General features: G+C 43.9%; 11 protein-coding genes. 2 read left to right on the top strand and 9 right to left on the bottom strand.

Going from position 1 to position 24,882, the window contains the following annotated elements; all coding sequences use genetic code 11:
* Positions 1 to 55 precede the first annotated feature (55 nt).
* Complete coding sequence (locus tag PYS60_RS01165; RefSeq protein WP_315570099.1) at positions 56 to 2,596, top strand: M1 family metallopeptidase; 2,541 nt, start codon at positions 56 to 58, stop codon at positions 2,594 to 2,596.
* A 77-nt stretch (positions 2,597 to 2,673) separates the two neighbouring features.
* Here the strand turns inward: PYS60_RS01165 and PYS60_RS01160 are convergent, their stop codons facing one another.
* From PYS60_RS01160 to PYS60_RS01150, 3 genes are all read right to left on the bottom strand, one after another.
* Positions 2,674 to 3,384, bottom strand: a complete 711-nt coding sequence (locus PYS60_RS01160) for a hypothetical protein (protein WP_315570097.1) — start codon at positions 3,382 to 3,384, stop codon at positions 2,674 to 2,676.
* Positions 3,381 to 3,884, bottom strand: coding sequence for a hypothetical protein (locus PYS60_RS01155; RefSeq protein WP_315570095.1), 504 nt, complete (start codon positions 3,882 to 3,884; stop codon positions 3,381 to 3,383). Before PYS60_RS01155 ends, PYS60_RS01160 begins: the two co-directional genes overlap by 4 nt.
* A 222-nt stretch (positions 3,885 to 4,106) precedes the next feature.
* A complete protein-coding gene (locus tag PYS60_RS01150) occupies positions 4,107 to 9,320 on the bottom strand; it encodes a S8 family serine peptidase (protein WP_315570093.1) in 5,214 nt (1,737 codons plus the stop codon).
* Positions 9,321 to 9,568: 248 nt separating this feature from the next.
* Between PYS60_RS01150 and PYS60_RS01145 the strand changes: the two genes are divergently transcribed.
* Positions 9,569 to 11,293 (top strand): hypothetical protein, encoded by a 1,725-nt coding sequence (locus tag PYS60_RS01145; RefSeq protein WP_315570091.1) that lies wholly within the window; start codon positions 9,569 to 9,571, stop codon positions 11,291 to 11,293.
* Here PYS60_RS01145 and PYS60_RS01140 read toward each other — a convergent pair.
* The 6 genes from PYS60_RS01140 to PYS60_RS01115 form a co-directional block, all read right to left on the bottom strand.
* Positions 11,258 to 12,418, bottom strand: coding sequence for an MFS transporter (locus PYS60_RS01140; protein ID WP_315570089.1), 1,161 nt, complete (start codon positions 12,416 to 12,418; stop codon positions 11,258 to 11,260). The genes PYS60_RS01145 and PYS60_RS01140 overlap by 36 nt on opposite strands.
* 2 nt (positions 12,419 to 12,420) lie before the next feature.
* Entirely contained in the window at positions 12,421 to 13,695 is a 1,275-nt protein-coding gene (locus tag PYS60_RS01135; RefSeq protein WP_315570087.1) for a mucin-binding protein, read from the bottom strand.
* 21 nt (positions 13,696 to 13,716) lie between these two features.
* Positions 13,717 to 15,573 (bottom strand): hypothetical protein, encoded by a 1,857-nt coding sequence (locus PYS60_RS01130; RefSeq protein ID WP_315570085.1) that lies wholly within the window; start codon positions 15,571 to 15,573, stop codon positions 13,717 to 13,719.
* 134 nt (positions 15,574 to 15,707) lie between these two features.
* Entirely contained in the window at positions 15,708 to 16,436 is a 729-nt protein-coding gene (locus PYS60_RS01125) for a GIN domain-containing protein (protein WP_315570083.1), read from the bottom strand.
* A 207-nt stretch (positions 16,437 to 16,643) separates the two neighbouring features.
* Positions 16,644 to 23,291: an LPXTG cell wall anchor domain-containing protein gene (locus PYS60_RS01120; RefSeq protein ID WP_315570081.1), complete on the bottom strand. Its 6,648-nt coding sequence runs from the start codon at positions 23,289 to 23,291 to the stop codon at positions 16,644 to 16,646.
* A 130-nt stretch (positions 23,292 to 23,421) separates the two neighbouring features.
* Entirely contained in the window at positions 23,422 to 24,711 is a 1,290-nt protein-coding gene (locus PYS60_RS01115) for an ATP-binding protein (protein ID WP_315570079.1), read from the bottom strand.
* Positions 24,712 to 24,882: the final 171 nt, after the last annotated feature.

Here is a 24,882-nt window from a genome sequence, read left to right as displayed (position 1 = left end):
TAATCGGCGGCGGAGGTTAAAATTAACGAAAACAGCAGTTATTAGGAGATAGACTATGCCGCAAACTCAACGACTTTTTGACTTATTTCATCCGGAACACTATGACATTTATTTAGATATTAATCGTGCCGCCAAAACTTTTACCGGTAAAAGCACCGTAAAAGGTACAGCTCTCGGCGATACGGTTAAATTAAACCAAAAATATTTAACTATTAACACAGTTAAAGTCAACAATCTCACCGCCGCCTTCGATTACAGCGATAAAACCGAAGATCTGACAATCAGCGGTGTACCGGCCGGGGAAGTTGTTATTGAAGTGGCTTTCACGGGCAAACTTACCGATACCATGATGGGAATTTATCCGTCTTACTACCAAATTAACGGCGAAAAGAAGCAGTTAATCGGCACGCAATTCGAAACAACCTTCGCCCGTCAGGCTTTCCCCTGCCTCGATGAACCGGCAGCTAAAGCGACTTTTTCTTTAGCCATTAAATATGATGAACAGCCCGGGGAAACGATTATTGCCAACCAGCCGGAAGAAAAATGTGTTGCCGGTGTACATTACTTTCAGGAAACTGTTCGCATGTCCACTTATCTGGTGGCTTTCGCTTTCGGTGATATGCAAAAAAAATTAACTTCAACTAAATCCGGCGTGGAAATCGGCGTTTTTGCGACTAAGGCGCATAAGGCGGAAGAGTTGGATTTTGCTTTAGATATTGCCAAACGGGCAATTGAATTTTTTGAAGAATATTATGAAACACCTTATCCTTTAGCACATTCCTATCAATTGGCTTTACCCGATTTTTCAGCCGGAGCGATGGAGAACTGGGGCCTTGTAACTTATAGAGAATCATGTCTTCTGTTGGACCCGCAAAATTCTTCCATTCCTACCAAACAATTGGTTGCTGCAGTTGTTTGTCACGAGTTGGCGCACCAGTGGTTCGGCGACCTTGTGACTATGGCCTGGTGGGATGACTTGTGGTTGAATGAATCTTTCGCCAATATGATGGAATATGTCGCCGTCGACGCTTTGGAACCGGAATTTAAGATTTGGGAATCTTTCCAAACTTCCGATATTCCCGCCGCTTTGCAGCGAGATGCTACCGACGGTGTGCAGTCGGTGCATGTCATGGTCAATGATCCGGCGGAAATTGACGCAATTTTCGACAGCGCTATTGTTTACGCCAAAGGTGCCCGCCTCCTTGTTATGGTCCGGGCTTTACTGGGAGATGAGAAACTGCGAGCCGGTTTGAAAGCCTACTTTGCCGAGCACCGATATGCTAATGCGAAAGGGCAGGATTTATGGAACGCTTTGTCGGCTGTCAGCGGCTTCAATGTCGGCGAAATTATGAATTCCTGGTTGGAGCAACCGGGCTATCCGTTGGTCAATGCCAATGTTGTTAACGGTAATTTGTACTTGAGTCAAAGGCAATTCTTTATCGGCGAACATGAAGATAAACAACGTCTCTGGCAAATTCCGCTCAGCTGCAATTATCAAACTGTGCCTGAACTTATGCGGGATGAAATGATTAATTTGGGCGACTACCGTAAATTGAAACAAGCTAACGGCAATCGACCGTTTATTCTTAATTTCGGCAACAATTCTCATTTCATCGTTCAATACGACCAAACTTTGATGGATGATATTTTGGACAACTTGGATGAACTTGATACCGTCACTCATCTGCAAATTCTGCAGGATATGTCTTTACTTGCCAAATGCGGTGAATTGTCTTACGCGCAGCTGATTCCGCTCGTAGTCAAATTATCCGGCAGCACTTCCCAACTTGTACAGGCGAAATTGCTCAATGTTATCGGCATCTTAAAGTCTTTCTTCACCCCTGAGAGTGCGGAGGAAAAAGATTTACAAGCTTTGCTCGCTAAGTTATATCTTCCTCAAACCGAGCGTTTAGGCTTGATTGCCCGGGCGAACGAAAGCAATGACGATACGCTCGTGCGTCCCTATGTCTGGAGCATCATATATTATGCCGAAGATCAGAAGTGCCTCGCCGCCATGCATGAACTTTATCTTAAACATACTGCACAACCGTATAATTTACCGGCTGATATGCGTTACCTGATTTTGCGCAATGAAATCAAAAATTACAATCAGCCGCAGCTTTTCGCCGAGCTGTTCGATGTGTACGTAAAACATGCAGATCCGGCTTATAAAGATGACTTGCGTTTAGCTTTGACTGTCAGTCGCCAAAATGAGCAGTTGGATGAAATTCTGCAAGCTTTGAAGAACGGCGAAATTATCAAACCTCAGGATGTCCGTTCCTGGTATTACAGCCTCTTGGCCAATCCTTTGGCAGAGGAACGTACCTGGAAATGGTTAAGGACCGAATGGAAATGGTTGGAAAAGACTTTGGGCGGCGATATGGAATTTAATGGTTTTATTCAGGTTACCGCTCATGTTTTCAACAGTGAAAAACGCTTACAGGAATTTAAGGAGTTCTTCCAACCGTTCATCAATACCAAAGGCCTTGATCGGGAAATTATTATGGATACCAAGGTTATTGCCGGTAAAGTTGAAATGATTACTACGCAAAAACCGGCTGTGATTGCCGCCGTTCAAGCTGCTTTAGCGGAATGACGTCGATGTCGATTGCAAAAAAATCAGCGAGCCGCAGCTAATCAGTTGCAGCTCGCTTTTTACTTTAGTTTTTTACTTTAGCAGGCAGGATATTTCTTATTTTCGTCCTCCAGGAAGAGACTGCAAATTTGCCGCACAGTTCCTTTATCATCACGTAAAGCTATTCCTAATTGCACCGGATGTCCTTTCTCCCGGGCTTCCTTAAGCACTTGGCGACTATGAGAATCTAAAAGCATTTTGTCATGTGAACTCAAGCTTATTTTTAATTCTTGCGGGAAATTACCCTCGGCCAATTTAATCTGATACAATTTTTCGTCGGGTAAAGTCGTTACGCTCCGATAAGTGAAACCGATCAATTCACCGCCGAATTTATCCAACTCATGCCGCTCCGACTGAAATTTACTGTTCGGATTTACATACTCTTTTTTCTTACTTTGGTCCCACCCTAAAGGATAGTTGTCCTTATCCCCGATTCTGCCGGCATGAAATGATAAATAGGCATATTCAGCGCTTTTGCCGCTTTTAGCATCACGCATGGAACAGTTGGGGAATTTTAAGGTCAAATTCAGAGAGTATTCTCCGGCACGGGGATAATAAACAAGTTCACCTTCATACTTAAAAACTAAATTCTTCAAATTATAAAAATCGGTATCTTCCGCTACTGTATTTTCAGTACTTACTTTTTTGCTTATATTCGGCTGAATATTGGAAGTTTGTCTGCAAGCAGTTAAGGTAAAAACAAGCAATGCCGCGAAAACAGGAGCAAATTTGCTAACATGTTTTTTCATCCAATCACCCGAGAATGAACATACTCTTCTATTTCTCCCCGTGCTTCTATATATTTTTCTTCTTTTCTATTACAATATTCATCCATATGAACCCAATAGCCTTTTTCCACGCCGATCTTCATGCCCGCAGTTAATTCATACTTATTACCTGCTTTTGTAGGCCACATAGCTCTGATAACATAACGCTCGCTACCTTCCCGTTTCATTAAAAAGTCAAGACTCAAATGGCCTATTACTGCATCAATATCCACACCCGCTTCAGCAGAAATAGATAAAGATTTGTACGTTTCTACTTCTCTGGTCACTACTAAATCTACTACATTGTCCGCTTCCATTCTAAATTCGTTTCTATATTCAAAAGTTTTATAGTATGGTTCATAATAATAAGTATCTTCACATCTTGGAGAACGTACTGAACTACACTGATCACCGCTAGCTAATACGTTACCAGTATTCAATAAAAATAGTGATCCTAACAACAATGATAATATTTTTTTCATATCGCACCTCTATGATATTTAAAATTTCAGTAGCTACTATCAGTATCATTACACAAAAAAAGGATTTTATCAATAGATAATGCTGCAACTTTTCCGTCTTTAATCATTTTCTCTATTTTTCACAAATCGTGCCTTTATTTACCGCTAATCTGCACAAAAAGCTCCCCTCGCCTGTAAAGGGCGAAGAGAGCCTGTAATTTTGCTAAGCAAGCATTTGCTTTCCTAACGTTCAACGCGCCGTTCTTTCAGCAAAATATATAGTAACACCGCTAAAACGCTCAAACTGCCGACAATGATTAAACCGATAATCACCCGCTTAAACGGTGCTGCTGCGTTAGTTTCGTTCACTTCCGCTGCCGTCGTAGTTAACGGCTTTAACGTCGAAGTCGGCTGAGTTTCCCGCTTAGTTTCACTCGTACTTGTCAGCGTTGTTTCCGTAACCTTGCTCGACTTACTTGTCGTCGCCCGCACTTTATTCTCCGACTTGGCGGCAACTACTTGCTTATTGCCGCTACCACGTCCGGCCTGCGGCGCCTGCATCGGCACAAGCACCGGTTCAGGCAGAGTCGGATTTTCGTTCCTGTCGGGTAAGAGTCGTTGCACAGCGTCCCTGACATCAATCTGCTCCTGCTCGGAATCTTGCTCCGGCTGCTCATCCTCATCTCCATTGTCAATTATCGGCCTTGCGACATCCAACGGTTCGAACTTCGGATACAAAGTCATATCGGCAGTAATTTTACCGGTAAATTCTTTGCTGCAACCTTCATCTAAATACCAACCGTCAAATCTATAGTCACTGTCTGCCGGCAATTGCGGTAATTCTGCCACATCCACTGCACCGGCCAGCACATCGTAAACCTTAGCTTTGCCGTCTTTGCTCATCAAACTGACGCGAACATAACCTGTTGTTTTCTCTTCCGTCAAATCAAGAACTTCCACCAGCTTCGGGCCGCTCACTTTTTTAACTTTATACTTGGTAACCTTACCGTTACCGGAAGCGTCGGCCAGCTCCAGAATCAGAATACTACCGTCACTAACCTTTACACTCCGCTTGAAGTGGCGCAAATTATTGCCCAAAGCACCGTTACTGTTATAAGAAAGCAGCTTATCACCATTCAAGAACAAATCATATCCTTGGCTTTCATCTTCGATGCTGCCGGCAAAAACGACACTATCTTTCCAAGTTTTAATAACTTCGAACTTCTCGCCTTGATTAGCAGCCGGAGCTTGTTGCCCGGATGGCGTTTGCGCCTGCGACGTAGCGTTCGGCGCCGCTTCTTCACTTTCTATTGTCGGACTGTCCAGAATCAATGTCGGTAATTTGGTGTCAAGTAAAATTCTGACTTTCAGCTCCTGTAATACATTACCGGTAGCATCTGTTGCCCGCACATTGATATTATTCATCCCCTCCTGCAATTTAACTTCTTTAAAGAAATTCAGACCTGAACTTGTCTTTTTAGCTGTAACTTTCTCGCCTGCGACGTAAACTTCGCAATTGGAATCGTTGGTATAACCGTACAATTTGTAATAATATCCGTCGGCCCGTTTTGCCACTTGGCCGTAAGACCTGGTCGTCTCTTTAATATTAACAATTGCTTTTTGCGGCTTAACTGTCAGCTTAAATTCCGGCTTGGCAGCTTCCGGCTCCGAAATTGTGCCTGTCGTCGGCGGCGTTGCATTAGGATCATATTCCAAGTACTTAGTTACGACATAAGTTCTCTCCAATTTTTTCTTTTTCGCAGTGGAAGGTCTAAGGAAACCGCCTAAATCCAAGCCCTCAAACAGGGAACTTGTATTGGAAGCACTTAACTCCGCCGGTTGGGAAATATTGATAAAGTCAAAATGTTTCGACGGTGTTTGCAAAACATAAGTGAAACTGCCGTCCTTTTGAATCTCAACTTTATTTTCACGTGTACCAATTGTAAGTGTAAGTTCCTGCGGCTGATAAACATTGTCCTGAACTTTACCGGTAAAGGTGCAGCTGCCGTCTTTGTTCTTACGCATCACATACTCTTTATAATTCGGGTCTTTGGCTTTGATTTTTTGCGGGTCCTTTACATCATTGCCCTTCAATTCGGACACATAATTAAAGGTCAGGCTCGGTTTCACGTAATCGTAGACAAAATCGCCTAAAGCTGTCTCTTTAATCACTTTCTTATCCGCGTTCTTTTCAATCGCAAACGCTTTATATTTCCCCTGTTGTTGCGGCGTCAGTACGAAGGAGGCAAAAGCAAACTTACCGTTTTTGACCGGACAATCTTTACTTGTAATCTCCGTTTGGTCTTTAGCGCTGACGAATTTCAGAGAAATATAGGCCGTATCCTTATTTTGGGTCACACCGCTGTAACTTTCGCCCATAATAGTATTTATTTTCTTATTAATAACGCTCTTCCAGTTAGTAAAGCTCAAAGAATTACCTTTAACATTTTTGACATTAACTTTTTTGCTGTTGTAAGCATAGTCGCTGACTGTCAAATACACATTTTCGCCCATTTCCGTACTATAAGGCGCCAAAGTTTCATAATGGTCGCCCTTGTCCGTGACTTGTAAGGTCTTCTTATTTATTTCCGCTTTGACCTCTGCTACTCCCACTTTATCTTTGACAGTGAACTTGAACAAACGACCTTGCGGTGTCAACTCATATTCTTTACCGTCGGCAGCTTTAATTAATTCAATTGTCGGTGCTTCCGTATCGACTTTGAGAGAGAAGAGCAGCTGTTGGGGCTCCGAATTTGCAGTTAAATGAGCTGTCGCTGCTAAATAATATTGTCCGTCTGCCGCCGCTTCCATTTTACCTGTTTGCTGATTATAAAGCTGTCCGTCCCACATACCTTCAATATACGGGAAAGTTGTAAATAACTGCTTACTTTCTTTTCTGCTGATGAAATTACGCAAGCTTTGACGCCGCACATTCTCCATCTTACCTAATTTTCTCAGTTCTTTTTTGTCCTGATCCAAGATGCTGAATTCGACGCTTTTGGCGCTGCGCAAAATGCCTATCTGCGGAATGACAACATCGGCCCGACCATCTTTATTCGGAGATATTGACCAGTATTTTTCTGCCGGTTTGACATCTCCTTTCTTTTGGTCATCGGGGCTGACACCCAAGGGCACAATTTCACCTCTGTCAAAGAAATTCAGCGGATCTTTATTCATCGTCATCAAGCGCGTATCGCCGTAGGTTATTTCTTTTTTGTTCTCTAAAGTATCCAAGTTATCGAAAATATTCTCGGCATTCCAGTCACCGGCAAATCCCATATAAGAGAAATGAATATCCGGCTGGCCGTCCGTTTGCGAAAGGAAGCGCACATAGCCTTCGACGAAATTATCCTTAACCGCCGCCGCATCCAATGTTACGCTCACTTGACTTTGAGCTCCCGGCTGCAAAGTCAGAGTTTTAACATCAGTGCTGATTGTTGCCGCCGCCTCTCGCTCCAATAAATTATCGTTAAGTGTTTCCGTTGTATACACTTTTCCCGGATCGACCGTAAACGTCAGCGCCCGATTCGAATAATTTCGCAAATTAATCTTAAAACTTTTGCTGCCGCTGAAACTGCGCAATGCTGCCGCCGCCTCGCCGTCAGCCGTCTCATAAGTAGCGAGAACCCGGTTTTCCATAGCATTCTTAACCTGAATTAATCCTGCTCCCTGGCGTCTAACAGAGAAAGGAATCGCATTTCCCGCCTGCTTATTCATAACAATCTTGGCCGTATTCATCAGCGTTTTCTTGGTAAAGCCAACATAATCGGGCAAGCCGGGCAAATCCTTCTTCACTTGCGACATAACTAAAGCCGAAGCGCCGGCTACATAAGGTGAGGCCATAGATGTGCCGTTCATCATAACATACTTATTATCATTGTCGGTCGAATAAACCTGACCGCCGATACCCGTAATTTCCGGCTTAAAATCCAATTCCGCCGTTGTACCGAACGAGGTAAAAGAACTCATATTGCCGCTGTTTTCGTTAACATCCTGCTCTTCCTGCAAATTAAATGTAACCTGCAAATTCGGGTCACTTTGCAAAGCTTGCAACAGGCGCACACCGACGCGATTCAAAATATTAAATACCGGGAAATCGCCCATGCCTTCAATAGCATAATTGGTTTTAATATCATCACTGTTATAAATAATTGCGCCCGCAGCACCTGCCGCCTTGGCATTCTTCGCCTTTTGCGTAAAAGTAATCTTACCGCGTTTAATTAAAGCCAACTTGCCCTGCAAAGACTTACCACTGAAATCATTCTCATAACCCAGACCGCAGTCGACAACGCTATGCGCTGAACCGTCATTTTTACCATTATCCAGGGAATACGGAAATGTTACTTTCTGCTGTTTTTCCATGAAGGTCATTTTGCGGATAAAAGTATGGGTGTTTTCCATAGAAGCGACCGACAAAGCAGCCGGAGAAGTTGAAGGTGAACCGACAATACCGATATCCTTACGGCCGTGGATATTTTCCACACCCTTACTCATTTTGTTGCTGAATGCCGCCGTATCGTTACCGGCTGCTACAACGACCATTATTCCCGCTTCTCTCGCCTTATTGATAGCTTTGGCCGTAGGATCTTCAGGGTCACTGAAACCCGAGCCGCTGCCCAATGACATATTGATGACATCAACTTTTTTCTCGATACTTTTCTCGATTGCCGCGATAATATCGTCTTCCTGCGCGCCCTTAGCTTCTTTATTGTTGCTGAAAACAACCATCGGCATTATTTGTGCCTGGCTCGCTACGCCGTCAATTCCGGCAAATTTAGCTAAATCACTGTCAGGCGCATTGGCACCGGCAATTCCCGCCACGTGCATACCGTGATTGGAAGCATAACCTTTAATCCGGTAGCTGTTATCGGCAAAGTTAAAGCCGTAGGGAACTTTCAGATTAAATTTCGTATCTTTGTTTTCCCCGCCGAACGGCATAATCGTCTGAACTTTAGCCTTGCTCGGATCATCCAGATTCTGAAAATCTTTATGCGTCACATCCAGACCGGAATCAATTACGGCAATAACCGTTCCTTCGCCCTTATTGTGGAATTTGCTGACGGCCGCATCAATCTGGCCGATAGCCTTCGCCGATGCCATAACAGGATAAAAGAGTTTAGCTTTGGTAATTTTAGCAATTCGGCTGTCAAATTGTAATTTCCAGTAATCACTTTCTTTAATATCGGCAGAGAATCCGGTAAAAGACATATCGAAGTCATTTCTTAATTTAGCTGCCGGTAAAAGGGCTATTTCACGCTTCAGTGCTTCTTTCGTGTCGCTACTTGCGGCCTGAATAATAACTCGAACGGTTTCTTCTTTCGTTTCGGCTGCACTTGCAGTTGTTGCCTGTCCGTTCTTTTCTGCTCCCTTATCGGTTGCCGCCAACAGTGTCACTCCGGCCACGTTGTTGAAAAAAAGTATACCGGCAAGCACTAATGCCATGCTGATTTTTTTCATAGCTTTCTCCTTTATTCTGTTAATAATTGTAAAATATGAAGAATATTAATTTAATTCATAAATTTGTTCAAGCTTTTTAATCGCAGTGTATAACATTTTGTGCTTATAGCACGGAGCACGGCTTCTTGCCCTTGCTGCTTTTGTTCAGTTGTAACAAAAGTGAAATATTAGCTTATTTCCCGGGGGAAAATTTTATGCTAATCTTAATATAAATTTAATGTAATTTAACAAAGAAAAGAGGAAGGCCTATGAATCGGCGCTCTCATTTTTTCGTTTTCGTTTCAATTATCGCACTTCTTATGTTTTGTAAAATCGAGATAAGCCGCGCTGCCGGCGCTACTAATACCGTATATGATTTCACGGGCGACAAAAATATCATTAACCCTTTCCCCGAGGTTATCACGCCGGCTGAAGTAGAAGAACTGCAACGTACGACAGTCAGTTCTCGACCTTTTCCCTGGATAGAAAAAATCTATTACACGGAAATCGGACAGGAATTCTCTCTGCAAACCTCCCACGAAGCGAATTTGACTTCGTGGACAAATTATTATAAAAAATCGTTAAGTCGTATCGACAGTTTCATTTTTATTCCCCGTGTGAAAAAGGATTATGTTCTTGAAGTTGACGGTGAAATCAGGAATTTAAAATATTCTTATGCTCAGGCGGCAGCGGACGGTTCGATTCCGCTTGATGAAAATACCGCTGTTGAAGGCCATCTTCCTTTTACGCTCTATATCAACGGTAAACTTGTAGGCGAAAAACTGACAGAAAATAAAAAATTTACCTATAATATGAGCGAGAATCAAGCCTTTATCCACATTATTTATCACGTGCCGCCTGAGTGTGACACTATTATAGGCTCGAATGCTATAAATCAGGAGGGCAGCGGCGCATCTCCTACTTTTACCGCCTTTGTCCCGTTGGTAACGGCAAATTTCCACTTCGTTGAAGACTCCGCTTACAGACAACTATCCAACCTACAGCCGCAAGCTAAGCTGTCGCCGCGCAGTCAAGGGGACTCGAATGACCGTTTCTCTGCCAAGCCTTTCGTCGCTTTAGCCCTGAAGGACTTAAAAGCTCCTTACGTCAGCGGCCCGGCACCTTTTGATTGTGATAAGATTTCAAAATTCGCTACACCTTTTCTTTCTTTTGCCGGTGATACTGTTGAAAGACAGGAGCGTTTTAACCGCAAGCTGACCCTTGAGCAGCTTATAAGCACCCCAATACCCGGTTATATCTACATAGATAACGACATTGACCAACCGGAAAATAACGTTTGGGATGAAAACAGCGTAAAAAATAAGGGAAATTTCTGTTTCTCTTTCGCTGTCGGAAAAAATAAAGAAAAGTTGACCGCTAAACATTATTATTTGACTTATGCCGCGATTCCGACCGAATTAATTATTAAAGCCGACGCTCCGGCAAATTATGCTGACGGGAAATTTTCTCTATATGCTCTTAATTCTGCCGGCGAAAAGGAACTGATAATTGCCGATTTGAGCGATAATCGTGAAGTTGCAGCAACAGCAAATTTAAGCGGCAAGGAATTATCTTCTCTGCTGCGAGGCAGTGAAGCGGTCAAAGGCTCTTTACGCCAAGTCGGTAAGCGCTTGTTCTTACAGCCGGGTAAATACAAATTAGTAGCTAATAATAAAATAAACGGTCTTACCGCCGCTCCGCCGGAACAGGATTTTACCGTCGGCACTTTGACAAAAAGTTCCGCTGCCGAAAAATTAACTATAACATTCACTTATAAACAAAATTCGCCATCACAGCCGCCAACGCCGAGCAAACAGCAAGCGACGGACGCCCCTTTAACTACGGCAGCTCCCACACAAGCGCAGCAAATCGGCAAAGTAGCTAAAACCGGCGAAACAGAACAAACACCAAGTTACCTGTCGCTTTATTTCCTGCTATGCGGGTCGCTTTTATTACTTTCAGGCCATTTTGCGCCGATTAACAAGCGCAATTAACAAACCGCTAATTAAAAGCACCGCTGCTGCATAAAGCATAATTTTACTGTTACTTTGCTCCAGCAATTTACCGGCTCCGAAGGAACCGAACATAATAGAAAAATTGAACGATGCCGATTGCAACGCGTTAGCTACCGCCACCCCGGAACTTACCTGTTTACTTGTCGCCGTCTGGAAAATGCTGCTCAAAGAGCCGAAACTTATGCCCCACAGAAGGAAACCGGCATCCAACAAATATATCTGTCCGAGCTGAGCGAAGCCGAGGAAGACAAGGATTCCGGTAACATATATCCCGATTAACAGCACGGGCAAATAGCGATCAATCAGCTTAATTGCTAAACAAACGGAAATAATTGAGCCGACACCGAAGAGCAACTGCGCCTGATTTACGCCCGGATAGCCCAAATCCCGCACCACATCTGTAATAAATGTATAAACGCCGTAATTAGCTCCGACTGCCAAAAAGGTCAGCAAAACAACCAAAAGAACACCTTGGTTCTTTAACATCGTCCAAGGTGAATTGGCTGCCGCCTTTTTTTCGCCTGCCACACTCGGAAGGTAAAAGAAGCACAATACTGCGATTAATAAAATCAGGCAAGCCAGAATCAGGATAGCCGCCCGATAACCGTAATAATTCCCGATAAAAGTCAAAAAAGGTACGCCGACAGCCATACCTGCTGTAATTCCTCCCATGATAATCGTAACTGCCCTGCCCTGAGCCGTTACGGGAGCTAAAGTCATACCGTAAGCGGTAATCATCGGCCACAAGGTGCCGGCACACACCCCGCCTAAAGCCCGGCCGACCAAAGCCACAGTAAAATCCGGCGCCCAAGCAACAATAAAATTGGATAGGGAAAATCCGCTCAATAAAAATAATAATAAAGTTTTGCGATTACAAGCTACAGTCAACGAAACTAAAGGTAGCCCGCAAACAGCCGAGGCCAAAGCATAAATGCCGATTAATTGCCCGGCCTGTGTCAACTGAACATGCATCCCCCTTGCCATAACCGGCAACAAACCTGAAGGTACAAGTTCGCACAAAATTGCCATGAAAGTAATGGCGGACATCAGTAAAAGTAAAGGCAACGGTAAAGTCCGTCTGCTGCGTAAAATATCAGGCGACATAGTCAATAGTCATTTCGTCCTTCAATTCCCGTTCTGTACACCACCGCTGATATTAATAACAATCCTCCGAGAATAAGAATTGCACCTTGTTTGCTCTCACCGGTTTTGGCTACCGTCTTTTTGGCCATGCCGGTAGAATTAAGCCCCGTTTCATCAGGCGTACGGCTGAAATTATCAGCTATTGTCGTTGCCGACGGAACAATTTTGCTTGTAGTTGCTGCAGGTTTACCGGTAGTAGTAGCAGTAGGTGCTTTTTTCTTATAAACAACCGTGTACTCTCTTGTTCCGGCAGAAAAATTGAACCACACTTTATTGGCATACGGGACCAGAACTCGACCTTTAGCTGATAGCATATTTTGATTTTCACGCCAATTAGCCACAGCAAACAGTTCCGTTTCACTCGCCCCGGCCAAAGTTACCTTACAGGCGGGAATTGCCGTCAAATCATGCGTATACCCTTCTTTTTCCGGAATAGTTACAGCGGCAAAAGTATCCTGTTTACACGTCCAAAAGTCCCGCCAAAATCCGGCAACCGACTTGTCCGGTTTGTTGGTGACATCAATACAGGCCATATTGCGGCCCACTCTATTCTGAAAATTATAAGTTATCAACTGCTCGGTATCCGGAAAAAGCTGCTTTCCTGCTTCATCCACATAGTGAACAACTCGCTTAATTTCCGCTTTTTGCCGACACTGCGAGGAATTATCGAACAAAACTTTTGATATCTGCTGTTCTTGCGGCGTTAAAGGCGTTTTATAATCCAAACCGTCAGTTTTCAGTTCATAAGCATATTGCGCGGCTGCAAGCGCCTTCTCCGGTTCAACTACCGTAATGTTGATTTTTTTAGCTTTACACCGTTTGCTGTCATATTCAGCAACATACCAAACCGGATAAGTCCCCGGCTTGTCAAAAGCAAAACCCGCCCGACCGAAGCCGTCGCTGAACCACTTACAGAAACCGCTATATGGGGCTGTCATTGTTTTGCCGTCAAAGCTGACATAAGTAGAATAGTAAATGAAATTTGTCCCCTTATTAAAGTGCTGCCAAACTTCTTTACCGTCTTTATCGGGCAATTTAATATTTATCCGATCAATCGGCGCTAAAGGGTCATAGTTAGTATGCAGCGGCACGGTAATATCATGGGCTTCAATGAAAAATCCGCTTGCCAACTCTTCCGGCGTGCCTTTAGGCTCTCCCGCTTCAACCGTATTTAACGCCGACAAAAGCAAGGAAAAACTGAACAGCACGGACAGCAGCAGCAAACGCCATTTTCTCATTTCATCACCTCGGGCAACAAGTTATTTGCGGCGCTTCAAAGCCGCCAACGCCCCCAAGGCACAGTATAAACCGAAATTAAAGACTTCTGCCGTTTCCCCGGTTTTGGCTACAATTTTTTTATTCTCTCGTTTTTCGCTTGTAACAGCTGTGTAATTTCCCGGCAAAAGCGTCTGCTTCGGCGTCTTTTCGGAAGTCTCTCGCGGTAAATCTGCCGGCGTCTCTTTCTTCAACTTAACACTTAAAGTCTTCAAAGTAGATTCCTCGCCGGTTAAGTCTCCGAGCTGCCCCGCTTGCAGTTGCCGCTTAACCGTAAATTTAAGATCGGGTACCGCTGCATAACCTGCGACTTTTTCTGTTTGCCGTAAAATATAATCGCCCGGGATTAAATACAAGCCTTTATCTGTTTGATAATATCCCTCTTGCTTATAAGCAGCCGTATTTTTCACGACATTTACCAGCTCAGATAAGTCCGGTGCCGTGTCTTGGGCAAAATCAGAACTGAGAGCTGTATTCCGACAAACCAAAGTCTCTTTCACGCCGTCTTTGCGGTAAAGATCGTATTTACCTTGCGTAATCGGCTTTTTCTTGCCGTCTTCTTCCACATATTGTTGAACTGCCACTTTAGTCGGTATGGCACGATATGTGAGATAGTAATGCTTGTTTGTCAGGCGCTCTACCGGCTTGCCGTCTTTCATTTTGTAAGCGAAAGACAAATAATGATTGCCCGGCTTGTCTTTAGTCTCGTTATTATCAGCAAAAACACCGCCCTCCGGCTTGTCGATATCATTAGCATAATAGATATATCCCGGAACTTGCTGCCCGGTCAATGCTTCTAAAGTCGGATGTTTGGATGCATCAGCCTTACCCTCTCCGGCATAGGACAGCAGCGGAGTTTTGACATCACCGGATGTATTTCTCATATAATAGGCAATTCCTGTATCCTGTGCTGTTATCAAATCGGGCAGACCGGCGATAGGTGTGAAAGGCAGAGCCGATAAGATTGTGCCCTTCTTATTTTCCTCCGCACTTAACAACGGATGTCTGTCGCTGTTGCCTCTTTCCGGCAGGGCGGCAGCAAGCGGCAAATTCTGTAAGTGTCTGTAAGCAAAATCGTCGACAAAATGGAAGGTGGCTTTGGTCGGCGGATTGAACTCTAAATGTATAAAGGTCTGCGTATATCCTCCTACAGTTCCTGTAGAGCCCAAATTAAAAAGCAAACGTTCAGCAGCAGGATCAACATCATATGTCATTTTCATATATACATTATTTTTAAAGGTATCAACATTTATTTGTACAGCCTTTAAGCTGTTTTGCGCTACAACTTTTCCGTTAAATTCCATAGTGAAAGATTGTGTATCATATTTTGTCAAAGTATCCGAACCGGCGTAAATACTGCCATCTTGCAACGGAGGCACGTGCCTGTTTTGACCGCAGGTAGCAAATACACCTTGCGGGCGTCCATGCTCATCAGCATGCTTAAACGCCATATATACAGTTAATTTTCCCTTGACTTTCGGCATATCGAGCTTTGTTAAAGGCTCAGGTTGAGCATTCGCTCCATCCCTTGTAAAAAAGAACTTTGTAATTGCTGCTTCATATTTTTTATCATCCAACGCTTCAATTTCCGCCTCCGAAATAATCTCCGGGAATGGATTTTTAACCGCTAAATCCTGCTTGCGGTGAAAGGTGATAGAAGTATCATTTTCCTCTTTTTTCTCCAGATTATCCGCCGGTTCAGCGTCCAAAAGGACCGCCGTCGGATCTGCCGGAGCGCCCGGATCTGTTGCTGCCGCGCACAAACACGGCGAAGCGCTTAATACCGCCAAAAAACTGATTAAAACAATAACTGCAACTTTATTACTCTGCCTGAAATTCATGCCGACAAACCTACTTCAATTCAATATATAGGTCATTGTAAGAGCAAAATCGATTTTAAGCTATTACAAGCTTGTGACAATGTGACTTGCAGGCAAAGACTGCCCCGCCCCTGCGGCACCTGAAAGAGCAAATTTTAACCTAATTTCACCGAACTGTTGACATTGTTACTCCGGATATTCAAACGTAAAACATCATCATTTTGACAGGTCGACCTGCCGGAATGTAACAAGCGGCCATAATAGCGCACGACACTATTATCATTACTGACATCAACATTAGCTTCCTGCGGCGGATCATTCCAGGAAAAAGAAGTGTTGCACAACTCCAGATTCAACTTTTCCGTTATCTGCACATTATGAAAATTACAAGCTGAACAATCTACGTTAAATTCCGCTTCCCGTACAGAAAGCTCGCTGAAATGCAGGGAACTGCTGTTGACATTAACATTAACATTTTCCATTTCTCCCAAAGTCTCACAATTAAAAGAAGCAGCATTACCTTTAAGCAGCAATTTATTCACCTTGCAATCATGTAAACGGACACTGCCGGCAACGGCCTTAACGGAGCATTGCTGCAGTTGCAGCTTGTTGATTTGCACATAGGCACAACAATTAACCGTAAGCAATTCAAAAGCTGATTGTTGCAAACGAATCAGTACCCGGCGAGAAGTGAAAAAATCTGTTAAGTTTGTAACTTTACGGACATACGGTGCGGATTGCTCAATTTTCAGTCTGCCATCCTGCACGCTTACCGTGAAATATTCAGCAAAATTGACAATCTCCACCGGTTTCTGCAATTCCGGTGCGAAAACCACATTACAGCCGAAATCACGTACACTTAAGCTCAAACTTGTTATTTCCATATAATCCTCCGCTCTCCACAAATCTTTTATTGTTTAACAAATCGTCAACTTTTATCGCATTATATAACAAATTTGTTAAAAGAGCAAATTATAAAACTTTTACCGAATGCCTGCCCGCGTCTTACTGAACCGGCACTTCACACAAAAAACGCAGCGTCCTCAAACGAACGCTGCGCTGAAAGCGAAGATAATTAAAGTTTCAAAAACTTAACGTCTTTTTCTCCTTTTCGCTGCTCCCAAACCTATACCCAACAAAGCGCTTAATCCGCCTAAGCCACTGAACATACCGGCTTGTTCTCCGGTCTTGGCCACTTTACCTTTCAAAAGTTCACCGTGAACCTGACGGAGGCTGCCGCCATCAGCTGTCTGTTGCGCAATCTCTTCGGCGTAGAAAGATGCCGGGATAGCAACAAAAGGCGGCGTATAAGAATTAACTATTGCCGACTTGGCCTCCTGCAAAGCTTTCAGGGCCGCATCAACCTCAGCCTGAGACGGCTTATCTTTTGCTGAAGCATTAGGATCTTTATGTTTCTGCAATATGTCCCGCGCATTGGCCAAAGCTGTTTCGTACTTTTGCACCAAAGCTTGAGAAGCCGGATCTTTCCTGTCTTTTGCATCCTTGAATTCCACGCTTGCTTCAAAGCTGCCTGCAGTCGGCGGTTGAACAGCCGGATCGGATGACTTGGCCGTTTCAGCTGCCAAAGCCGCAACGTTTGTCTGATACTTATCAATTTCAGCTTTTGCCTGCTTCAAGGCCTGCAACGCTGCATCAATTTGCGCTTGCGTCGGGCGTTTGTCATCCTGTGTCTGCGGATTATTAAAGAGATCCAACAGTTCTTGCGCTGCCTGCAATTGCTGCTGATAGGCGTTAATTGCCTGCTTGCCGGCCGGATCTGCAGCAGCTGCAGCATTCCTGTAAGTCGGGCTGTTTTGGAAATCATCGTCCGTATTAACTTCATTCTGCAAATCAACCGTCGTCGTATTATGATTCTGCTTGATTTTAGATTTTATCTCCCGCAATTTACTTAAGGCATCATCAACCTGCGCCTGTGTCGGTCCCTGTTGACCGGCAGCCGGCTTTTGCTGTTGCTTAATCAAATCGTTGGCAACTTGCAAAGCCTGCTCATAAGCTGTCAAATCAGGATGCTTCTGCCCGTCGACAGTTTTGGCCAATAAGTTCTTATATTGAACAGTATCGGCAAACTGCGGCACATAAGCTGCACCCGTATCGTCCTGATCATTAATTTCCTTCTGCAAAACGGTAATATCCGTCTTGAAAGCATTACCGATCGCCTCTTTTGCCGCCTGCAAATCTGTCAAAGCTTTTTGCACATCTTCATTGGTCGGGCATTGATCTGCCGGCAAATTAGCATCCGGTTCTTTTACTTTCCGAATAAGATCATTGGCTGCCTGTAATTTTTGATTATAATCCGCCAGTTTGGCTTTAGCATCATCGCCTTGAGCTGTCTGTGCCTGCGCCAAAGCGTTCTTATAAGGAACGGAATCTTCAAATTTAAGCTGCCCGTTTTTATCATCTACTTCATCCTGTAAAGGTTTAACATCAGTTTGATATTTTTCTAAGGCCTGACGTGCTGCCTGCAAAGCCTGCAATTGCTTATCTACAGCTTCCTGAGTCACGTTCGGATTGTTAAGCAATTCGTCCGCTTTCTGCTTAGCCTCGTTAAATGTCGCTACTGCCTGTTGGGCCTCCTGACTTTGATCCTTCACGGCGTTTTTATACTCCGGTGTAGCAGGTAAGCTGTCGTTACAATAGTCCTTCTCGTTTTGCAAGGCCTCCGTATTCGTCTTGTACTGCTCTTTCAGCGCCTTGATCGCATCTTGCAAATTATCAAAAGCTTCATCGACGGCTTTTTGCGACGGCAACGCTCTGCTGCACATAGTATCAGAACAGGTATTTCCGGTCGAATCCAACAAATTCTTCGCCGCCGTCAAAGCATCATTAAAAGCGGTTAATGCGGCAGGATTCGCTTGCGATTTAGATTTGTCATACAAAGCATTCAAATACGCCGGATCGACTTGGAAACCTGTAGCCGGATCATTGCTCTCGCTTTTTTGCACCAAATCTTGCAGTTTTTGCGTATCGGTTGCAAATTCACCTTCATTTTTGAACGCCGATAAACCTTTCGCCGCCTCATTCAGCGCCTTCCAGGCCTCATTAATTTCTTTTTGCGTCGGGCGATTTGCCGGCTGCTCATCTTCGTTTTTGGCCATTAATTTCTTAGCCTGCTTATAAGCGGCATCAAATTTCTCCTTTGCCGCCTTCGCCTTGGCATTTTTCTCCGTGTCCGGCTCATAGCCGCTGCCGTCAGCTTTAAGCTTTCTGAAGCTCTGCTCCGCCATATTCCGATAAGCCGGCGAATCTTTCATATCATCCAAGTTGTTTGTATTGATTAAATCCTTCAAATCAGCGGTCGAAGAAACATTTCCTTCCACATCTTTCCGGGCATCTTCCAAAGCTTTCAAAGCAGCATTGACCTCTGCCTGAGTAGCATCGGACTTATTCAACACGACTTTAGCTGTAGCCAAAGCCTCGTCATATTTTTTCGCCAACGCTTTACTTTGATCATAGGTCGACGGATCTTCTTTGCCGCTGTCAGCTCCGCTGGTAAAGATTTTATTCGGATCGGCGGAGTTTTTATAGCCTACTCCGGCCTTCGTCCGATCATCCTTATTGACAGAATCGCGCAGCTTCTGCGTATCGGTGTTATAAGCAGCAAATGCCTGTGTCGCCTCCTGCAATTCTTTGAGCGCCGCTTCCACGTCCGCCTGCAAAGCTTCACCCTTGGCATGCGATTGAATATCGTCTAAATAATGCGGGTCGAGAACATCACCGTCCTTATTCGGGATATTGCTTGTCGGGATTTCCTGCCCCTGCTTGTCTCCGCTCTTGTATATATCCTTTTCCAATTTATTGCCTAAAACTGCCCGGGCATGCTCCAGCGCATTCTCATAACGCTCCAGCACCTGTTTGGCTTTTTCACTAGCCTCAGGATCCGAATTATCGTTACTGCATGCTGTTACATTTTTATAAGCAGGAGTTTGTTGCACTGTAGTATCGTCATCAACTGCATTCTGCAAGTCTTTATCATCTGTAGAATACTTATCGATTATTGCTCTTGTATCGTTCAGTTGCTTCTTCGCCGCATCAATTTCCTCTTGCGTCGGAGCTTGGGCTGGCGTTTGCTGCATTTGTTCCAACTTTTTCTTCAAAGCCTTGGCTTTTTGATAAGCTTCATTGTAGGCTTGGAAATCCTTTTTCGCCTGTTCATCACCTTTTTGGGCTTTGTTATAGGCGTTGAAATAAGCCGGATTCAAATAATTCGTAACGTTATCCGCCAAAGCTTTAGTTAAATCGTTGACATTCGTCTGATACTTTTCATGCAGAACTTTTTCGGAATCCTGCAACTTCTGCAAAGCTTCATCCACCTGTTTCTGCGTCGCTTTGTCATTTTTCAACTGCTCTTTGGCCGCCTGTAAAGCCTGATCGTAATTATCGATGGCCGTTTGTGCGTCCTGATCGTTGTTATCCGCCTTGGTTTTAGCGTTTTTGTAGAAAACGCTGCGCTTTGACTCATTGTCAGGTTCGGGATTGTCGAAGCTTTGGTGGATGCCGGAATCCAATTTTTGCTTATTGGTAGCACGTTTGTCCAGGGCTGCTTTCGCCTGCTTCAGAGCTTCAACCGTCTGATTGACATCTTTTTGGGAAGCGTTCGGATCGGCTGCCAATTGTTGGGCCTTGGCCAAAGCGTCGGCATAAGCTCTTTTCTCTTCGTCAGTCGCATTTTGATAAATAGGATCCGCCTTTGTTTCGTCCGCTACACCCGTTTCGCTCTTACCGGTATTGACCTTGCCCAATCGTCCCAAAGCAGCGTTCAGCTTGTCTTTATTAGTGCTGAACTCCTTCAAAGCTTCTCTGGCCGTATCCAACTCGGCTTTGGCTTTGTCCACTTCCGCTTGCGTAGCGTTCGGATCTTTATTTATTTTCTCCGCTGCCGCCAATGCCTGATCGTATTTGGTTTTAGCCTGCTGTGCTTTATTATTCTTTGCCGTATCCGGCTGACCGTCAGGCTGCAGGAAAACACCGTCCGTAACATTCTGATATTCCGGCGCCGTCACAGTCCCGGCTACTGCCGGATTTGAGCCTTCAGGACGTTTGCCGTTAGCGTCTATGGATTTTTGCAGGTCGGCTTTGGCAGTCGCTTGACCGTTGAGCTCCTTTTCAGCCTGTTGCAACTTAATGGCTGCATTATCAATATCGGCCTTATCCTGTTCACTTAACTTGCTGTCGTCATCATTGCCTTTAACAGCTTGGCGTTCCAAAACCTCTTTGGCGTGCTTTAAAGCTTGATCATAGGCATCTTTCTTGTCCTGATCGGCATTATAGTAAGCCGAATTTGTCGGTTTTTTCGTATCTTCCGCCAATTTATACTTATCAACGGCAGCAGCCAAATCCTTTTTCTTATTTTTCGTCTGCGGCACAAAAATCACATTAATGGCTTTCGTAGTATTGCGCGGATTGCCGTATAGTGAGGTATAATAACTCATTTCATAAGGCGCAACGAACAATCTGGCCTTAAACACCTGATTGTCTTTAGCCGCTACTTCAATAGGTTGAGCCTCTTTATCCCAAGTATATTTGCCGACTTTCGCTTCTTTCTCACCTAAGTCTTTATCCGAATTTGTAACTGCCGGATCACCGTTCCAATACGGTCCGCCCATCACGCCCAGATCCAAAACGCCGGTAGGTTGATCATTTTCATCCAGCACATAATGCATATGTGACTTTGTCGGCTTGCCGTTTCTACCTTCGCGTTCTAAAGTTCTGCCTTCATCACCCTTTAAATCTCTTAAGCCTTGGACTAAAGGCTGACCGTCGTTACCCTTTTTCGCAGTTGCCTGCAACAGCTTCAACACCTCTCCGCTCTTGAAGCTTATAGCCTTGGACGAATCATAGCGATAAATTAAAGTCTTATGATCCTCGCTCCACTCAAAGCCCTCATCGCTCTCACGGCCGTCCATTTTCTGCTTGGTCCAGCTGACATCATAATCTTTCCGAATATCAACCAAACGGGTCAATTTCTCATTTTTCACATCGGAAGTGAAAGAAACCTGAGCTTTGTCCGTTTTAATTTCAACGGTGATTGTATTTTCTGCCATGCCGTTGGAAATACCCTGTATGTTCTTACCTACGGTTGTATTTCCGTCGACATAACTGAGCTTAATTTGGTCCTTGGAGGTCAGATGCAAATTCGGATTATCCTTGTTGGCCTGATAAATTGCGTCTTTCATCCGTTCCAATTCAGCTTGGGAGTAGCCAATAGGATTGTAAATTACTGTCGCCTTATCTTTGGCAGGAACGACAATCTCTTTTTCCTGTAAGCGCTTAATTACCAAGTCGCTCACTTTTAACTTCGGCAGTTTACTTTCTTCCACACCTTGGAACTTGATCGTTACGTTGCCCTGATCATCAAACTGCACGGCATCGGTGGCCACTTTGTTCAATCTCGCCAGTTTTTGCTTAATTTCGTTCCGTTGTTCTTCCGTCAAAGCTGTCGGATCATCGACAACCGGTTTTTCTATTCTGTCATCATAACGTGCTACAGTCACCGGAATATCGGGAGATTTGAGGCCCTGATCGGTAACTAAATTGGTATTAACTGTCGAAGTGCCCGTGGCATAAGTATTTTCCTGCTTACCGGCAACCGTAGTTTCAGTTTTTTGCACCTGATTAACGGCATCTGTCGCCTTTTGATCATAAGCATATTTGCTCTGCGGCAGCTTCTCCTCCGGCTTATCCGGTGTATTAGTAAATTTCTTATCTTTACTAGTTACGCCCACTTTAGGTGCTGTACTTGCTGCAACAATTTGCTCGTTGACAGTTTTATTATTGTCAGCTTCCGTCGGTTGATTTGCAGCTGCTTCTTTCAGTTGCTCCTGCAGCTTGTCTGCCGTTAATTTCTCATTGTATTTGAGGACAATAGAACCGGCGGATTTGGGTGGAACCAAGGTTCCTGCCCGCCAGACATTCGTCCGGTACAGCAGAACTTCCTGTTCTTTGCCGTTGACCATTTTGGTTACATAAACGGCAATATTTCTATTGCCGGCGTATTTAGTCGCCGCACCGATTTGCCCGTCACGGAAATTCTCGTTGATTTTCAGGCAGGCGCTGCCGTCGGCGTTATTAGTAAATGCATAAACGCCCGAATAGTTACGATGGGCATCTTTATCGCTGGAATCATAATCAATAGAGTTTTTTATATTCTTGGAGGTTAAATCATTATTAACGGCCGGGAAAACTACCACCCGGCTGATTTTACCCTCTTCCGGCTTGGCAATGTTAATTGTTACATCCAGCTTGTTGCCGTCTTTACTGAAAACATTATCGGCCGTGCCCCAACTATACATATTGGGAACTTTGTCTTTATTTTGCTGTGAAATATTAATAGTTTTATCGGCTTGGGTTGCATCATTTTTCGGTGCAGTCGCCCTATCTTCCGCAGCTTTATTATCCTGTGAACCTGAAGCTGCTGCTTTTTCAGTTTGAGACTGCCTGTCTACAACCTTGACTTTACTCCCGGACGTGGCCGCGGCAACATTCTGCTGCTGCACCTGTTCTTTCAATTCCTGCGGCTTGACCGGCTTAACCGGCTGATCGGCATTTTCCGCCATAACCGCTGTCGGATTGAATACCAACGAGGCTCCGACAAGTACACCTGCAGCACCTACCGTCAGTACCGCTGCCTTATGCGCATCTTTAATCTGAGCACTCGACGACTGAGTCGCCTTATCAGTCCGGCGCTTATAATTGCGTTTACTCAACTTTGAATTACTCATAACCATCTTCGCCTATCTCTTTCTTTAATCGGGCCGCTTGCTATCGCACAATTCTGTGGATAAAGAACCCCTCAATACCAGTTTATACTCGAAAATAGTTTTTTTCAATCACAAAAAGTTATTGTAAGCTCTATATAAGTTCTCGATCCAAAAGAAAATCAATTACATTAATGTGCAAAATGCCGCAATCGTCATACCACCTCTTACCGACATCTTTTCCGACTACAATTTTCGGGAAAAAATCACCTGTAAGCGTAAACGGCTTGAGCTCGGTTTCTTTTTTTTCTGCAGTAGACATAGCATAAGCCGATTGAATATAAGTTCTTTTATCACCTGAATTTACTACAAAATCTATTTCTCTCGCTGTCCGAACGGAATTGCCGTTTTTATTGACGGTTCTGGAGTAAACAATGCCTACATCAACAGAAAATTGCCTGATAATAAGCTCGTTATAAATAATATTCTCCATAATATGAGTTATTTCCTGCTGTCGAAAACCTATTCTTGCATTTCTCAAACCTATATCTTCACAATAGTATTTATTCGGGGAATCAAAATAGGCCTTACCCTTTACATCATATCGCTTACTTTCCGAAAAAAGAAAAGCATCTTCCAGATGTCCTATATATGCCCTGATAGTGTTGGCCGATACCGCTTCCCGCCATTGTGATTTCAGCGTATTGGCAATTTTGCTCGGATTGGTTAAAGAACCGAGCGACGAACAAAGTAAATCCAGAACCTGTTCCAATATATCCTGTCTTTCTATGCCTTTACGCTCTACAATATCCTTTATATATACCTCAGATAATAATGATTTAAGGTAATTCATCTTGGCCGTTTTATTCGGCCTTGACAGTACCAGCGGCATACCTCCGTAAAACGAGTATTCATCAAAAGCGGCATTTTTCTCGCCGCCTACAGCCGAATAATATTCGGAAAAGCTGAGCGGATGTACTCTTATCTCATCACTTCGACCTCTAAATTCCGTCAGAACGTCGCTCGACAACATCATCGAATTGCTGCCGCTGACATAAATGTCTAAATTCGTCAAACTTCTTAAATCATTAAGGGCATCATAAAAAGTAATTTTCTTACCGTCAGAATTATAAGGATTGGGCACCTTGTCCGACATTTGTATCTCATCCACAAAAAGATAATATTCCTCTTTGCTGTTTTCCACTTTTTCTCTAACATAAGATGAAAGAATCAGCGGATTGCGATATTTAATATCTTTTGCTAAATCCAGTTCAATCACAATAATATTCGACTCTTTCACCCCGTCACTAATTAAGTAATCTTTGTATATATTCTTAAGGAGATAGGATTTACCGCATCTCCGGATACCGGTAATAACCTTTACCAATCCGTCAAAACGGTAGGCTATCAGCTGTTGCAGATAATTATCCCGCTTAATTCTCATATGTGCTCTCCTCCGTTGAATATTGTTGCCTATAAAGGCTTTATTACTCAATAATATTATTCACTTTTCCCGGAATTTTCAAGTTAATATCAAATAACGGTTGTTTATAATTATGCGTAATTATCCTGCTGTTTTCATAGTTTTTTTCAATCACAAAAAGCGGTAGAATAA

This window comes from Amygdalobacter indicium, from assembly GCF_029101545.1.
In the GTDB taxonomy this organism is placed as follows: Bacteria; Bacillota; Clostridia; order Saccharofermentanales; family Fastidiosipilaceae; genus Amygdalobacter; species Amygdalobacter indicium.
The sequence above is the reverse complement of the archived record's forward strand: the minus strand, read 5'-3'. Positions and strand labels throughout refer to the sequence as shown.